Origin of the sequence: Streptomyces sp. NPDC058872 (genome assembly GCF_042743065.1) — a bacterium.
GTDB lineage: Bacteria > Actinomycetota > Actinomycetes > Streptomycetales > Streptomycetaceae > Streptomyces.
On sequence record NZ_JBHYMK010000102.1, the window covers coordinates 1 to 15,409 of the forward strand.

Annotated in this window: 14 protein-coding genes; 8 read left to right on the forward strand and 6 right to left on the reverse strand. The window is 69.6% G+C overall.

What is annotated here, in order from left to right; genetic code table 11:
• The first annotated feature begins 584 nt into the window (after positions 1-584).
• From ACFW22_RS34515 to ACFW22_RS34540, 6 genes are all read left to right on the forward strand, one after another.
• A complete protein-coding gene (locus tag ACFW22_RS34515) occupies positions 585-788 on the forward strand; it encodes a hypothetical protein (protein WP_386412428.1) in 204 nt (67 codons plus the stop codon).
• Between the two features lie 103 nt (positions 789-891).
• The gene (locus ACFW22_RS34520) at positions 892-2,013 is read left to right on the forward strand and encodes a sugar-transfer associated ATP-grasp domain-containing protein (protein ID WP_386412430.1); all 1,122 of its coding nucleotides are present in this window, start codon (positions 892-894) and stop codon (positions 2,011-2,013) included.
• A 13-nt stretch (positions 2,014-2,026) separates the two neighbouring features.
• Positions 2,027-2,956 (forward strand): hypothetical protein, encoded by a 930-nt coding sequence (locus ACFW22_RS34525; RefSeq protein ID WP_386412432.1) that lies wholly within the window; start codon positions 2,027-2,029, stop codon positions 2,954-2,956.
• A 51-nt stretch (positions 2,957-3,007) separates the two neighbouring features.
• Positions 3,008-4,387, forward strand: a complete 1,380-nt coding sequence (cysS, locus tag ACFW22_RS34530) for a cysteine--tRNA ligase (RefSeq protein ID WP_386412434.1) — start codon at positions 3,008-3,010, stop codon at positions 4,385-4,387.
• Positions 4,384-4,953, forward strand: coding sequence for a 2OG-Fe(II) oxygenase (locus ACFW22_RS34535; protein ID WP_386412436.1), 570 nt, complete (start codon positions 4,384-4,386; stop codon positions 4,951-4,953). The genes cysS and ACFW22_RS34535 overlap by 4 nt, the downstream gene beginning before the upstream one ends.
• A gap of 54 nt (positions 4,954-5,007) precedes the next feature.
• Positions 5,008-6,180, forward strand: coding sequence for a serine hydrolase domain-containing protein (locus tag ACFW22_RS34540; protein WP_386412438.1), 1,173 nt, complete (start codon positions 5,008-5,010; stop codon positions 6,178-6,180).
• Positions 6,181-6,234: 54 nt separating this feature from the next.
• Here ACFW22_RS34540 and ACFW22_RS34545 read toward each other — a convergent pair whose 3' ends face one another.
• From ACFW22_RS34545 to ACFW22_RS34570, 6 genes are all read right to left on the reverse strand, one after another.
• On the reverse strand, positions 6,235-7,227 hold the full coding sequence (locus ACFW22_RS34545) for a plasmid replication/partition related protein (RefSeq protein ID WP_386412441.1): 993 nt from the start codon (positions 7,225-7,227) through the stop codon (positions 6,235-6,237).
• Between the two features lie 17 nt (positions 7,228-7,244).
• A complete protein-coding gene (locus tag ACFW22_RS34550) occupies positions 7,245-8,954 on the reverse strand; it encodes a relaxase/mobilization nuclease domain-containing protein (protein WP_386412443.1) in 1,710 nt (569 codons plus the stop codon).
• On the reverse strand, positions 8,951-9,511 hold the full coding sequence (locus tag ACFW22_RS34555) for a MobC family plasmid mobilization relaxosome protein (RefSeq protein ID WP_386412452.1): 561 nt from the start codon (positions 9,509-9,511) through the stop codon (positions 8,951-8,953). The genes ACFW22_RS34550 and ACFW22_RS34555 overlap by 4 nt, the downstream gene beginning before the upstream one ends.
• A 332-nt stretch (positions 9,512-9,843) precedes the next feature.
• Positions 9,844-10,653: a DUF2637 domain-containing protein gene (locus ACFW22_RS34560; RefSeq protein WP_386412446.1), complete on the reverse strand. Its 810-nt coding sequence runs from the start codon at positions 10,651-10,653 to the stop codon at positions 9,844-9,846.
• A gap of 427 nt (positions 10,654-11,080) precedes the next feature.
• Positions 11,081-12,172, reverse strand: a complete 1,092-nt coding sequence (locus tag ACFW22_RS34565; protein WP_386412455.1) for a DUF3631 domain-containing protein — start codon at positions 12,170-12,172, stop codon at positions 11,081-11,083.
• 467 nt (positions 12,173-12,639) lie between these two features.
• Entirely contained in the window at positions 12,640-12,834 is a 195-nt protein-coding gene (locus ACFW22_RS34570; protein WP_386412458.1) for a hypothetical protein, read from the reverse strand.
• A 129-nt stretch (positions 12,835-12,963) separates the two neighbouring features.
• On the opposite strand from ACFW22_RS34570, the gene ACFW22_RS34575 reads away from it, so the two are divergent.
• Both ACFW22_RS34575 and ACFW22_RS34580 read left to right on the forward strand, forming a co-directional pair.
• A complete protein-coding gene (locus ACFW22_RS34575; protein ID WP_386412448.1) occupies positions 12,964-13,638 on the forward strand; it encodes a helix-turn-helix domain-containing protein in 675 nt (224 codons plus the stop codon).
• Complete coding sequence (locus tag ACFW22_RS34580) at positions 13,635-15,245, forward strand: tyrosine-type recombinase/integrase (protein WP_386412450.1); 1,611 nt, start codon at positions 13,635-13,637, stop codon at positions 15,243-15,245. Before ACFW22_RS34575 ends, ACFW22_RS34580 begins: the two co-directional genes overlap by 4 nt.
• The last annotated feature ends 164 nt before the right edge of the window (positions 15,246-15,409 follow it).

Consider the following 15,409-nt stretch of genomic DNA (forward strand, 5'->3'; position numbering starts at 1 on the left):
GAGCGTAGAGAACTCCATGATCATGTGGACCCGTGCCCGCACTGCATCCACCCCGCCCGATCACTCGACAGCGGCTGCCTATTGCCGGTCGGTCTAACTCGGCCTTGCCCCAGCCCTTGCCTTCTCGCACGTAGGTCAGCGGGTGCAGAGCCATCGGGTCAGACATCCCACCCTCCCCTCAGGTTGGTAGTCAGGAGGCTACTCCCCGTGCGTGCGCGAAACGGGGGTTTCTCTCGCTGGAGGAACCCCCTGGAAACATTCCGGGCCGGTAGTCCGCGGCCGTTCACTGGGCCTCACGCCGTTCGGAGCTGAGCACCCGGATTAACCGGCTCCCCCGCCCCGCTCCGGACGGCTCCCAGGACCGCAGCCCGTCATCGATGTCCCTCGCGTGGGTGACGGGCTGCACCCCCCGAGGAGGTCGTGATGAGCCAGCCTTTGCCCGTCCGTAGGCCCGGTGCCAGCGGACGACAGCACACGGTTCCCGAGCCGCCGGCCGGTCCGAGCCCGGCCCTCCGCGCCCGCGCCGAATCCGGGTGGGAGAGATTCCTCCGTCGCGCAGCGAGCGACCGCGAGGAGTCCGAGCGGTGAATCCGGTCGATGCCGAGGGCCGGGAGGACCACCCCCTCCTTCACCGCATGGTCCGCGACATCGCGAGCCGGGGTGAGGGGGAGCTGACGGCCGTCGTCCACGAGAGGCACGGCGGCCGACTCATCCGTATCGCCCACATCCAGCCCGCGAACGGCATCGCCTGGTCGACCGCGGCCGACAACATCGGGCCCGCCCGATGAGGCAGCGCCTCGCTGTCGTGGCCTACGTGATCGTCGTCAGTGCGCTCGTCGTCACGTTGGCCATCGCCGGAACCCCGAACCACTGAGAAACGGGAGGAGCACCATGAGACGTACCGCGAACCGCGGCTTCAACCACCGCCAGGCCGTGACCGAGGAGTGGTTCCGCACCCAGGTCCTTCCTCGCGTGTCCGGCGTGCGGTTTCTCCCCTACCAGGTGCGGCAGCTGCGGAGCGAGCACCTGCCGGCGATGCTGCGCGACGAGGACAGGAAGAGCCTGGCCCGCATCACCGGGGACTTGGTGAAGGTCTCCGCGCGGTGGCGCTGCCTGCCCTTCCACTACTTCCGCTACGGCGGGTACCGGCGCGAGGTGTCTGCCGAGCGGGCCTGCTCGTACCTGCCTGAGAGCGCCCTGTTCCACCGGCTCCTTCCCCGCGTGAACCGGGACGCGATCGACCTGGACGACAAGACGTCCTGCAAGAGGATCCTCGCCTCCGCCGGCGTCCCGCAGCCCGCGCTCATCGCGAGCGGTGACCGCCGCACGGGTGTGACGTCCGGCGGTGATGTGGTGCCGCTGACGGAGGTCCTCGACCACGCTTCCGGACTCGGCCGCGTGGTGGTCAAGCCCTCCCGCTACTCCAGCGGTGGGTCCGGCGTCGCAATCGTGCGGCCTGGCGAGGACGCCTTCGACCTGCCGGCCTACGCGAAGCGGTGGGGCACGTGGCTGGTTGAGCAGCACGTGCCGCAGCACCCCGACCTGGACGTGCTGAACCCGTACGCACTCAACACGTTCCGCGTGATCACCCTGCTGCGCGAAGGCAAAGCCGAGGTCCTGTACGTGATGTTGAAGCTCGGCGACGCCGAGAGCACCACGGACAACTCAGCCGTCGGCGGCATGCAGATCCGTGTTCACCCCAACGGGCGACTCGACCGCCACGGCTACGACCGGTACCTGAATGCCCACACCCGCCACCGGGTCAGTTCGGTGCAGTTCGCCGACCACCGGATCTCCCGCATGACGGAGGTCCGAGAGCTGGCCGAGCGCTGTGCCCGCCTCTTCCCGCAGGTGCCCTTCATCGGCTGGGACATCGCACTGACGCCCGGCGGACCTGTGGTCATCGAGGGCAACAGCAGCCCTTCCCTCGCACACATCCAGCGCACCCACGGCGGCGTCGCGCTGGAGCTCGTTCCCGCGCTCCGCTCCGTGATGGATCGCCCGATCATCTGACCAAGGAGTTCCCGTGGAAAACCTGAGAATGCAGGCCCGCGCCGCAGCCGGAGGTCTGCTCGACACGCTCAAGACGATGCCCGAGGTCCAGGCGCTCTACGTCCTGTCCTCCTCGGCGGTCGCGCCCCGCAACGTCACTCGCTTCAGCACCGACTCCGACTTCGACCTGGCCGTCATCCTCGACGTCCCGCTCAAGGAGGACGAGTGGAGGCTGCGGCCGACGGACACGTACGCCTTGGTCCGCGGCCGGCTCCCCGCCTGGATACCGGAGTTCAGCTTCCACCTGCCCGTCCCCTGGGGACGCATGGAGGTCAACGTCCACCAGCTCCTCTTCCAATACGAGGCCGACCCGCGCACGACGTGGAACAGCGACAAGTGCGACGCCTACGGGAACAAGGGCGAGCCGCTGTTCGACCGCGAGGAAGCCTTCGCGGCACTGATCTCCCACAAGACGCGCGAGCAGCTCCAGCGCCTGGAAGGCGAGACCCACCGGCTGCACAACCGGCTCACCTGGGACGTGCGTGAGATCCCGCTGCGCATGGCGCGGCGGGTCGGAGTGCCCACGGGCCACTTCGTCCTCTCCGGGGCGCTGGACGAGGTCGTGGACTGGATGTACGCGCGATCGGGCCAGCTGCTGCCGAACATGAAGTGGAAGCTGTACTCCCTCGGCGCACTCGGCCTGATCAGCAGCGAGCAGGAGAACCTGCTGATCGAGGCCCAGCAGTGCGACCCGCTGTCGATGGTCGACCTGGAGCGGCGGTGCGAGGCCCTGAGCGAGTTCTGCCGCGTGGTCGGGATGGATCTCAGCCCCGGGGCGATCGAGGCCGTGCGGAAGGCGTACCAGCAGGCCAACCACCACCTGCTCGGGGGAGAGGCGTCGGCCTTCGCCACCCTGCCGTCCCCGCGATTCGTCCCCTTCGGCGAGAGCGGCGGTTCCAGTTAGACGCTTATGTCCGGGCGTCAGTACGCTGCGTGATCCGCTTACACAGGAGGCATGATGTCGATCAAGGTCCACAACACGCTAAACGGCCAGACCGAGGAGTTCCGCCCTGAGCGGGAGGCCGAGGTGCGGATGTTCGTGTGCGGACCCACCGTGTACGGCCCCAGCCACGTCGGGCACGCGAAGACGTACACGCAGTTCGACTTCATCGCCCGGTACCTGGAGGCGAGCGGGTACAAGGTCACGTACCTCCAGAACATCACCGACGTCGACGACAAGATCATCCGGCGGTCTGCGGAGCAGGGCGTCCCGCCGGAGGAGATCGCGGCCCTCTTCGAGAAGCAGTACCTGGAGGACATGGCCGCACTGGGGAACACCCGTGTCGACGTCCACGCGCGGGCCCACGACCACATCGACGCGATCGTGGACCAGATCAAGCGGCTGATCGAGCGCGGCCACGCCTACCAGCTCGACGACGGCTGGTACTTCGACCTGGCCTCGTTCCCCGCGTACGGCAAGCTCTCCGGCCGTACCGATCTCCGCCCCGAGGACTCGGTGTCGCGGATCGACGACAACTCGAAGAAGCGCAACCCGGGCGACTTCGCCCTGTGGAAGGGGCGCAAGGACGGGGAGCCGTTCTGGGAGACCGAGCTGGGCCAGGGCCGGCCGGGGTGGCACATCGAGGACACCGCGATCACGGAGCACTTCTTCGGGCCCTCGTACGACCTGCACGGCGGTGCCGTCGACCTCATCTTCCCGCACCACGAGGCCGAGGTCGCGCAGATGGAAGCCGCCTCCGGCATCGAGCCCCTGGCCCGCTACTGGATGCACACCGGTCTGCTGCGGGTCGACGGCGAGAAGATGTCGAAGAGCACCGGCAACTTCCTCACCATCCGCGACGCCCTCGCCCGGACGGACTTCCGCACCCTGCGGCACGCCTTCCTCTCCCAGCACTACCGCTCGTCCATGGAGCTGAACGACTCCACCCTGGAGCAGGCCCGAGGGGCACGCCGCCGGATCGAGAACTTCGCCCGGACCATCGACCCCGCGCACACCGACAGCCCGGCGAACGCCGCACGGGCGACGGACGCCTGGAAGGAGATGCGCGAGCGCCTGGACGACGACTTCGACACCCCCGGTGCCCTCGCCGTCCTGTTCCAGTACATCCGCGAGCAGAACCGCATGGAGGAGCCGGCCGGCCCGGCCGCCCTGCGGCTGATCGAGGACGTGAACAACCTCTTCGGCACCTTCGACATCCCCGGCGCCGCCCAGAGCGACGCCGCCGTCGACGAACTCGTGAAGGAACGCGACCGGCTCCGCGCGGCGAAGAAGTTCGCCGAGGCCGACGCGATCCGAGACCAGCTCACCCAGCAGGGCGTGATCCTCGAGGACTCGCCCGAAGGCACCCGTTGGTGGAAGGAGCCCACCTCGTGACCTGGAAGAGCCGCTTACCGCTCGTAGTAGAGAGCGCCATCCCCCTCAGCCTCTGCGGAGCGCTGATGGACCACGTCAAGAACCACACCGCCCACCCGCGCACCTACCAGGGCGTCATCGACGAATCGCTGCGCAAGAGCGAGTACGTCGAGATCCCAACGCACCTGCAGGAGGCGGTCATCGCCCACTGCGCCGCCCACGTCCGCAGCCACTTCGAGATCGCCCCGAAGCGCATACCCACGCAGCCGGCGGTCGTCTACCGCTACGGCCCCGGCGTCGGCTTCGTCGCCCACCACGACGAGGTCACCGACATCGAGCGCGAACGGGCCCGGACCAATGGCCAGCCCGTCGTCGGCGGCGACCTCACCCTCGTGGTCTGGCTCAACACGCCGGACTCCTACGGCGGCGGGGAGCTCTTCTTCGAGAACCCCGCCCAGGAGATCAAGCCGCCCGGCGGCACCCTGGTCGCCTTCCCCGCCACCCGCGACCACATCCACGGCGTACGGCCGATCACGAGGGGCGAACGCGTGACGCTTGTCGTACGCGTCGATGCCGAATGCCTCTGAGCACAGGCCAGTTCCCCTGTCAGTGAGAGCAGCGCGGCTGCCAGGATGAACGGTATGACGACGATCAACGGTGAGGTAGCACTCGGGTTCGAACCGGTCCGCGAGGCGTTCGCAGCGAACTTCACCCAGCACGGAGACATCGGCGCGGCCGTGTGCGTCTACTGGCACGGCCGGCCGGTGGTCGACCTGTGGGGTGGCGTCGCCGACGTCGACACCGGCCGACCGTGGACGCGGGACACCTTGCAGCTGGTCTACTCGGCAACCAAGGGAGCCACCGCGACCGCGGCGCACATGCTGGTCGAGCGCGGCATGCTCGACCTCGACGCGCCGGTGGCGAAGTACTGGCCGGAGTTCGCGGCGAACGGCAAGGCGGACATCCCCGTCCGCTGGCTCCTGTCCCACCAGGCCGGCTTGGTCGCCCTCGATCAACCGCTGCCGCTGGCCGAGGCACTGGCCTGGGACCCCATGGCAGCAGCGCTGGCGGCCCAGCGCCCGCTGTGGACTCCAGGCACCGCACACGGGTACCACGGTCGCACCTGGGGCTGGCTGGTCGGCGAAGTGATCCGCCGAGTCTCCGGCCGTTCGCCGGGCCGTTTCTTCGCCGACGAGATCGCGGGCCCGCTCGGGCTGGACTTCTTCATCGGCCTGCCGGCGAGCGAACGCGAGCGAGTCAGCCGCATGGCGTACCAGCGCCCGGCCGTCGACCTCACCACCGTTCCCCCCGAGGACGTTCCCGAGGAACTCCGCGAACAGGTCGCCGCCTGGCGTGACCCGAACTCCTTCAGTAACCGGGCCTTCGCGGTCACCGACCCGGCCGCGATCGACTTCGACTCCCCCGAGGTGCAGGCCGCCGAACTCCCGTCCTCCAACGGAATCGGCACCGCACAGGCACTCGCCCGCATGTACGCCGCCCTGATCGGCGAAGTCGACGGCGTACGTCTACTTGCCCCCGAGACCCTGGCGTCGGCAACCGAAGAGCAGGCCACTGGGATGGACCAGGTGCTGGTGTTTCCGAGCCGCTTCAGCACCGGCTACATGCTCCCCACCGACGGCAACCTCATGACCGGCCCGAACGCCTTCGGCCACACCGGCCGCGGCGGCTCACTCGCCTTCGCCGACCCCGAGCACGGCATCGCCTTCGGCTACGCGATGAACCACATCGTCAGCGGCTCCGACGATGTGCGTGCAAGCGAGCTGGCCGAAGCAGTGCGGAAGTCGGTGGTGTAGGCGATCGCCCTCGGGGCCGGCGTTCTGGCTCCGGCCCCGAGGGCGTGCTCTGGCTCAGTCCAGGCTGATCAGGCGCTGGGCGATAGCGCGGGCCTCTGGCGGGAGAGCCTCTACGACCTCTCGCGCGTAGGCGGTGTCGGGTCGGGCGGCGAGGTTCTGGACGATGCCCCAGTTCTCCGCGATCTGTTCCAGGGCCTGCCGTGCGTGGTGGATGGTGTCCTGTCGGTGGGCGAGGAACTGTTCGGCGCGCTGGTGGGCCTGGTGCCAGGTGATGTCTCCCTGCTCGGCAAGCTGGGCCAGAGGTGGGGTCGTGTGGCCGTCTGCGAGATGGAGCTCGTCAGCGTCGGCGATCTGCTTCCGGATGCGGTTGTCCTCCTGTCGTTCCTCCAGCGTGATGATGGCTTCGTCGAGGGTGAGGTGGCCTTCGGTGACGAGCTGGGCCAGGTCGGGGGCCTGCTCGCGGAGGCGGTCGCGCTTCTCCTGGAATGCTGCGGCCTTCGCCTTGTGCTCACGGGCGATGTCGTAGGCGGCATCGAGCGGGAAGGCGCCGACGCGGACCTGTTCGGCGAGGTCGGGGGAGTAGGTGAGGACGACGTTGGCGGCGGAGAGGCGGGTGCGGCTGAGGCTGTGGGTCTTGGCCAGGTCGCGCAGGGAGTGTCCCGAAACGGAACAGGCCATGGCAGTGATCATGGCCTGCTGGCCCTTGCTGAGGTGTCGACGGTAGACGTTGCTGGAGAGGATGAACGCTCGGGGGTTGCTGCCGGTGTAGGTGGTGAAGCGTGGTTCGACGCAGGCGATCTCGCAGGCGGCGAGACGGTTGCGGCCGTCGAGAAGGACACCGTCGGAGTCGAGGACGATGGCCTTGCGCAGGCCCTCGTTCTTGATCGACTCAGCGAGGTCGAGCAGTTCGTCCTCGCTGAGCATCGGGAAGATGTCGGCGGCGGGGTGGATCTTCAGGGCGGTCTCCTTGCTGTCGGCTGCAGTGGGGTCGGCACCCTGCGGGTGCGCTCCGGTGGTGTAGGCGTGTGGCTGTCGGGTGGCTGCCATAGGGCTCCTTGTGGCTGTCAGCGCTGTCGGTGGCGCTGGGCGGTGGGGGTCGTGGGTGCCGTGGTGGGCTGGGGGTTCCGGGCCTGTCCGCTGGGCGCGGGCGCCATGGTGGAGCGGCGGCGGGCGGCTTCGGCGCGGGGGTTGGGGGCGGGGTTGCGGCTGGTGTGCTGGATGCGGGTGATCAGGACGCGGGCGGGTTGGCGGGCGGTGGTGAGTTCGCGCTGGGCGGCGGCCTCCTTGAGGAGCTGGTGGGGTTTGTGGCCGCCGGCTTCGGCGTCGGCGAGGACGGTGGCGAGGGCCGGCCAGGCGGGGTCGGTGAGGACGCGGTCGGCGTGGTCGGGGACGGCGGCCCGTACGTCGTGGGCGAGGGTCCGGCGAGCCTGATCGCTCGGCCCGCGGGTGGCGAGGCTGTCGACGACTGGCGTGAGGGCTCGGTCGGCGGCGGCCTGGAGGTGGTGGAGGGTCTGGCGGGCGGCTTCGGTCTGGTGGGCGTGGTTCTTCGCCTCGTGCCAGCGGGCGGCGACGATCGTGGCCCAGACGAGGGCGGCCAGCAGGGTCGCCAGGGCGCTGCCGTCGGGGCCGGTGGCGGTGTGGACGAGGTCGCGGACGGCCTTGCGCAAGGTGGTGGCCGCCTGGTTCTCGGCGTGGATCTGGGAACGCTGAGCGCGGGCGAATGACCTTGAGGCCGCTCGTAGTTCGGCGTGGAGGTGGACGGGTGCTTTCTGGGCGGCGGCTTCGATGAGGTCACCGAGCGCGGTGATGTGAGCTTGGGCGTGCGTGTCGTCGGCCATCCCCTCGTGCAGGGTGTCGAGGGCCTCAGTGGCCTGGTGCCAGGGGGTGGCAGGCCGGTCTCGGCGGGCGGTGGGGTGCTCCTCCGGCGCGGTGGTCTCCAGGCGGGCCTTGAGCTTGGGGAGGGTGAGGTCGGGGGCGATCTTTCCGCCGGGATGGAAGATCTGTTCGCCGTCCTTGTTGAGGTCGCCGGGGCGGCCGACGGCGTAGCCGAGGAGATCTCCGGACGGTCCCCGGCGCGGTTTGACCGCGATGCCCATGGCTTCGAGGTAGGCGAGGAGTTCCTCCGTGTTGCCGGCGTGGGGGATGGCGGCGCGGATGCGGTCCTGGAGCCAGTCGCGGCTGGTCTGCTCCCAGCCGCGGCGCTGGGCCTTGTGCATCTCGGCCTGGGTGGGCCGGCGGCCGGCGGTGCGGTCGCCCTTCTTCAGTTGGCGCAGGCCGTAGTCGGTCTCGATCTGGCGGCAGGCGTCGCCGACGCGGATGCCGCTGTCGTGGAGCCTGGGGCGGCGGCCGTCCTCTCGGACGGTGGTGGCGAGGATGTGGATGTGGTCGTCCGCGTGACGTACGGCGATCCACCGGCAGCCAAGGTCGTCGCCGGGCGGGGCGATGCCGGCGGCCTCGACGATGCGCTGGGCGATGTCGGCCCACTCCGTGTCGGAGAGGCGGCGGTCTTCGGGGGCGGTGCGGACGGGGCAGTGCCAGACGTGGTCGGTGACCTTCCTTCCGAACTCGCTGTTCCGAAGATGGACGGGCTCGTCGAGGTGGCGGGCGAGCTGGGTGAGGGTGGCGTCCGGGTCGCGGCCGGGGTCGGGCATGCCGAGCATGGCGAAGCCGGCGACGATGTGCGGGTCGGTGTGCTCGTCGTGGCGACCGGGGCCGTAGAGGTAGGCGAGCAGGCCACGGGTGTTGGACCCGGCCGGTTTGATGGCGGCGATCACGCGGCCAGGTCCTTCCTGGAATCGGTCGGTTCGCGCAGGGCCTCGGCGATCAGCTCCAGCAGGTGGCGCAGCTCGTCGAGGCGGTGGCGGATGTCGGGTGGGGTGAGGTCACTGTTCAGCGCGCGGGCGATCTGGTTGACGTTGACGCCGATGCGGTTGAGCTCGCGCAGCACCTGGGCGCGGAACATGTGGGTGCGGCGGCGGTCCTCGGACAGCGGCAGGTTCGCGGTGAACCGACCGGCGATGAAGGCGATGACGATGTCCGCGGCGATGCCGGACTCCCCCTTGTAGCCGTGCTCGGCGGCAGCCTCCTGGAGAGCGTTGTGCTCGTCGCCGGTGAACCGCAGCGGGCCGACGCGCACGGTTCGCTTGGTGCCGGTGAAACGGCGGATCGCCGGCTGCACGTTCTGCACCGCACGCTCGCCGGCCGGCGGCACGGTGACGGGTGCGGGGCGGAGGATCTGCTGCTGGACGGCGTGGAGCTCCTCCTGGTCGGGGCCGCCCTCGGCCCCGAGCCCTCGGTCCGGCGCCCCCTGGCATCGGGCCGTCTCCGCCACCCCCGGGGCGGAGATCCCCGAAGACCGGCCTTGAGTCGGACTCGGGGTACTACTGGCTCCGCCAGGAGCCGTCCGTCCGAACGCCAGCCGCAAACGGTCCAGCAGCCTGGGGGACTTCGTCAGCGGCAGCGGCTCGTCCGGGGAGTCCTCGGGGTGGTACGGGTCGCGCTTCATGGGTGGTGCTCCAGAGAAGGCTGGATGGACAGGCGGATGCACGGGGCAGGTGGGCCGGAGGGTGCGGGCATCGCTCTGTCCACAGGTGGGGATGGGTGGGGCGTCGAGCGAGTGGTGGCCGGGTGACCGGAAGGGTTCCGGTCACCCGGTGGAGGCGGTCAGCCGCTGGTGGAGACGGCGATCCCGTCGGCTTCGAGTTCCGGCCGGAGGATCTTCATCACCTTGGTCAGCCGTTCGCTGCCGATCGTCAGCCCCTTGTTCTCCACGGCCTCGCGCAGAAGGTCCCGGGTGAGCTTGCGGTGCTCGAAGGCTGCGATCCGGCCGATCTCCGCAAGCTCCTCGATGGTGGCTTTGGCTGGCCGGCCACCGCGCGGCTTGGCCGTCGGAACCTGGGCCGATGGTTCCGTCGGTTGGGCAGTTGTGACGGGCAATGGATCGCTCAGACCGGTGGACGTGCCTGCGGGTTCCAACTCCTGGCTGGGAGCGTTCCGATTCTGAACGGTGCCTTCCGTCCGCTGGCCGGTGAGGGGTTGCGGCCGGTCTCCGGTCCGGTCGACGAGCTGGTGGATCTGCCGCATCAGCACGCCGAAGGCAAGGAGCGCGGCGGTCGGTGGGACCGCGGCGACCACGTAGTCGAGCCAGTCCACGGTGCGGGCGTCGCTCGCTCCGCTCACGCCCGCCACATTGAGCGCGATGGATCCGACCGACCCGATGGCGGTCACGGCGATGGCCCACAGGTCGGTGACCTGGCGCAGGCTTGCCCGGAGCATGAGCAGTTCACCCGCGACGATGAACGCGTCGAGGGTGGCGGGCCACGCCCAGCGGCGGGCCGGGGAGCCGCCGAGGCCGTGCTGGCCGGCAACGTCGGCCAGGTGTGCGTAGGAGAGCCAGAACGCTCCGGCGGTCAGGAGGAGGATTACGACTCCAGCCGCGATGAGCACAGTCCGCTCGGCAGTGTGCCCGGTCACCGTCGGCTGCACCTCGCTGGGCCTGCTGCCAGGTTGCCGGAGGCGTAGTTGTCGAAGGCGGGAGAGGAGAGTCAAGCGGGAGTGCTCCTTGGGGTGGTGGTGTGAAGCGTCTTGGGCGTCTTGGCCGTTGCAAGCGCAGGTCAGGGCCGGTACGGCAGGCCCGGCCTGTCTCCGTCTTGACCGCGCCCTCGCGGGGACGGCACGGGTCGGCCTTCCGTCTTGGCCTCATGGCCGGTGACCTGCGGCGATACGGCACGTACGCATGGGACGGCACGAGACGGATGCGGGCGACGTCCCGGCGGTCTGCGCGGGCGACGGTGATCGTGTTGCCGTCTTGGGCCCCGTTGCCGTCTTGCACATATGCCCTCTGACCTGCGCGATCACGACAGGGACGGCAAGGACGGCAACCAGCGGGGGCGGGGCGGTGTCAGCCCTGCAGGAGGGTTGGCGCGGCGTCGACCGGGTGGACGGTCGGGCAGTAGCGGCGCCAGGGGTCGAGGAACTTGTTGCGCATGTAGCCCTTGCGCTGGGTTCCGTCGGCCATGCGGACGTTTCCGGGCTTGATGCCGAACTGCCGGAGCATCGAGCCGAGGTCACGCGGACTCAGCCCGCTGCGCCCCCACTCGGCCCACGGGCTCTCCGGATCCTGGCGCAGGTGGTGGATCAGCTCCTCCGTGGAGAGACTGTCGACCTCGCGCTGGGCGACGAAGACGCGCCGGATGTCGGCCAGGATGCGGACCCCGCTGGGGTGGTCCTCCTCGGCCGCCGCCTCGGCGGCGACCATCTGCTCGCACGCGGTACGAGCACGGCGCGGCCAGGTGCCGGCCGCGAGGTCGGCGACGATGACGAGCGGTTCCCAGGTGTCGGCTGCCCGGTCCTCGACCGGCATCGCCGGTTCCAATTCGGCGGCCTCGTCCAGCAGGGGCCTCGCCCAGGCGGCGATACGGTCACGCAGGCCGTGCAGGGCGGGGATGTCCCGCCGTGACCGGAAGGGGCGGACGGTCTCGCCTTCCGCCCGCCGACGCATGCGGACGACCACCGACCGGTCCATGATCGTGTCGGGCAGGTCGCCGATCCCGGCGATCGCCGCCATGGCGAAGGTGGCGAACCGGTGGGGCGTGTGGTCGTTGCCGACCACCCGGGTCACGTACCGGTTGCGCTGATGGCCGGCGTTCAGCAGGCCGCGCATCTCCTCGTTCTTCTCCGCCTGCTTCGGCGTGCCGAAGATCGTGTCCGCCTCATCCACGAGGAGCGTGGGCGGCTCCTCGGTGATGGAGCGGAAGACCGCCGCCGGCGTGGTGTTGATGGTGAGCATCGGCTCGTGGACCGTCTCGGTCAGCACGTCCAGTAGCCGCGATTTGCCGCACCGCTTCGCCGGCCCCACCACCGCCAGGCGTGGGGCGTGCTGCCACGCGGGCTGCAGATGCGTCGCCGCCACCCACAAGGTGACCGCGTCGAACGCCTGCTCGGAGGGCAGGATGACGAACTTCGATATCTGCCCACGCAGTTCGTCGAGCAGCTCGGATCCGCGTGTGGGCTCCGGATCCGTCTGTTCCGTTTCGGGACACCGCCTGGGGTTGAGGTCGGGCCGTTCATTTTCGGGACACCGCTCGGCGGGCGGCGAGGGCTGCGCCGGATGGCCGGCGGCCTGGCCGGTCTTGGCTATGGTGCGGCCCGGCTGGCCAGGCTTGGCGACCGGCGGCCACTCGGGCTTGTGGGGGTCGGAATAGGGCTGGGATTCGTGGTGTTCCACAGGGCAGCTCCTCGTCTGGCGGTGGCGGGCTCGCACGCCCTTGCCGCCGGGTTGGTTCTTCCAGGGCCGTTCGGGGTTGCTCGGGCCTCCGGCGTCGCACCGCCGGGGGCCCATTCCCTTCTCGCGGGCATCAGGCCACCGCGAGGGACCACGAACCGTACGTCCACGCCTGGTCACAGTCCAGCGCTTCTGTGTCAGCTCAGCGCAGAACGGCCTGGTATGTTGCCTCGCCCTCAAGCGGCCAGCCCCAGCAGATTGAGCAGATCCGCGGTCACCACGCGGTACGCCTTACCCAGGCGCAGGACCTTGCACGGGTACTCACCCCGCTTGGCCAGCTCGTAGCCCTTGCTCCGCCCGAGACCCAGTGCACGGTTCCCGGTGTCCAGTTCAACGGCCGCCGGCAGGGCCAACAGCTCCTCGCGACCCATCCCGGTCAGCCTGGTTCCCGTCGCGTTATCGCGCACGCAGCGCTCCTCTCGTACAGCCGTCGGCGAACGTGGTCATCACGTCCGGCTCCGGGCTACGAGAAACAAGTCTGACCGAGCTACTGTGTCGCCATGACACAACACGGTTTCGATGATGAAGACGAGGACGACGTCCCCGAGTGGGTGGACCAGGTCATGGCGACCGTGGCCAAGGAGGTGAGAAGACGCAGGAAGGCATTGGGGATGAGCGCACAGAGCCTGGCCGACGCCTGCGAGGAGATCGGCCATCCGATCCCACGCAACGTGATCGCCAACATGGAGTCCGGTCGCCGAGCCAGCCTCCCCCTGGTCGACGTCATGGTGCTGGCCGAGGCGCTCCACACGAACCCGATCTGCCTGATCTACCCCGTCGGCTACGTCGAAGAGGTCCAGAAGCTCCCCCTGCGCCACAGCGAGCAGACCTGGAGCGCCATGCGGTGGTTCACCGGCGCCGAACCCGGTGAGCCGCTCGCCCTGGACCTCATGCTGCGCCTGTTCCACAAACACGAGAGTGAGCAGCGGGCCTTGCACGCGGCCGAGTCCAGCGAGCAGGACGAAGCCTGGAAGGCCAAGTCGGCCAGCGACGCCGCTCAACGCGAAGAGGCCCTCAGTGCCCAAGCCTTCTACGCCGAGAGGGCCGCGCTCGCCAAAGAGCGGCTGCGCCGCCTCCGCGCCACCATCCGCGAGGAGGGCGGCACGCCCCCACTGCTGTGGCCATCCCAGTTCGCTAGCCCATTCGACACCAACCATCTGGAGGAAGACTTTTGAAGGGTTCCACCTACCGCCGCTGTTCCTGCCGTGACCCCAAGACCGGCAAGGAACTCGGCACTTCCTGCCCCAAGCGCAACAGCAGGAATCACTGCACGTACTCCATACGCCAGGAGCTGCCGCCCCGCGAGGACGGCAGCCGGCGGTCCTTCGCGCGCGGCGGGTACGGCAGTCTCAAGGCCGCCCAGGCCGATCTCGACCACGTGCGGGCCCTCCTGGGGCTCGCCGAGGTCGACGACCCCGAGGGCATACAGCTGGTCGCCGCGATGCTGGCAGAGGTCAGCGGTGAGAAGCTGCCCCTGCCGGACGTGGAGGAGACCCGGCGCCGGCTCAGGGCCGGCCAGGATCTCATCGGCAGCCTGACCGTGGCCGAGTGGCTGGATCGGTGGCTCGCCGGCAAGCGCATCCGGAAGTCGGGCATCAGCCGGTACGAGACCGACGTCCGCGTGCACCTCAAGCCGCACATCGGCCACCGGCGTCTCGACCGGCTGCGCGTCAGCCACCTGAGCGACATGTTCACCGCCATCACCGACGCCAACGCCGAGATCCTGGAGCAGAACGCCCAGCGACGTGCGGCGGTCGAGGAGTTGGCGACCGTCCCGTGGAAGGGCGTGGCCAACCGCGCCCGCCGCAAGGCGATGAAGGCGGCAATCGACGCGATGCCGCCCTTCCGCCGCGTCACCGGCCCCGCCACGCGCCAGCACATCAAGGCCACGCTCCGCGCGTCCCTCAACGACGCGATCGGGCAGCAGATCATCACGTTCAACCCGGCGGCCCACGTCGAGATCGACCCGGTGCGCAAGCCGAAGGCGCTCGTGTGGACGGACGAGCGGGTCGCCAAGTGGGAGCAGACCGGCGAGAAGCCGTCCCCCGTGATGGTCTGGACGCCGGAACAGACCGGCGCCTTCCTCGACTTCGTCGCCGAGGACCGGCTCTATGCGATGTGGCACCTGATCGCCTTCCGCGGCCTGCGGCGAGGCGAGGCGTGCGGGCAGCCCTGGTCGGAGACCAACCTCGACCGGCACTCCCTCACGGTCACCGGCCAGCTCGTCCAGGACGGCTGGGAAGTCGAGGCGTCCGAACCGAAGACGGACAGCGGCTTCCGCGTCGTGGCCCTGGACGACGACACCGTCCACGTCCTGAAGCGGCACCGCGAGCAGCAGGAGGCCGACCGTGCCGAGTGGGGCTCGGCCTGGGTGAACACCGGGCTCGTCTTCACACAGGAGGACGGATCCTGGCTCCACCCAGGCAAGGTCACCGACCTCTTCGAGCGCCTCGTCGCCGCCTCCGGCCTCCCGCCGATCCGGCTGCACGATCTCCGGCACGGCGCCGCCACGCTCATGCTGGCGGCCGACATCGACATCAAGATCGTGTCGGACACGCTCGGGCACAGCGACACCCGGATCACGCGCGACATCTACCAGAGCGTGCTACCCCACGTCGGCAAGAGCGCCGCCGAAGCCACCGCCAAGCTGGTCCCCCTCCAGCGCAAGGCCGAGCAGGAAGCGCAGGCCAGCAAGGCCGCCAAGGAGGCCAAGCGGGCCGCGAAGGCGAAGGCCAAGGGGAAGAAGAAGGGCAAGGCCAAGAAGGCCGCCAAGAAGGGCTGACGGCCCCTCCGCTCACGCATCGCTCACGCACGCAGACCTGCGGCACGACAGTCGCGTGCCCTACCATGCCCCGAGCAACAGAAAACCCCAGGTCACGAGCAATGTGACCTGGGGTTTCTCTGAGCCGCCTTCGGGATTCGAACCCGAGACCTACGCATTACGAG

Coding starts and splice junctions, on each gene's coding strand:
- ACFW22_RS34520 (WP_386412430.1), top strand. CDS start 892: ATGAGACGTACCGCGAACCGCGGCTTCAACCACCGCCAGGCCGTGACC.
- cysS (WP_386412434.1), top strand. CDS start 3,008: ATGATGTCGATCAAGGTCCACAACACGCTAAACGGCCAGACCGAGGAG.
- ACFW22_RS34540 (WP_386412438.1), top strand. CDS start 5,008: ATGACGACGATCAACGGTGAGGTAGCACTCGGGTTCGAACCGGTCCGC.
- ACFW22_RS34545 (WP_386412441.1), bottom strand. CDS start 7,227: ATGGCAGCCACCCGACAGCCACACGCCTACACCACCGGAGCGCACCCG.
- ACFW22_RS34570 (WP_386412458.1), bottom strand. CDS start 12,834: ATGGGTCGCGAGGAGCTGTTGGCCCTGCCGGCGGCCGTTGAACTGGAC.
- ACFW22_RS34575 (WP_386412448.1), top strand. CDS start 12,964: ATGACACAACACGGTTTCGATGATGAAGACGAGGACGACGTCCCCGAG.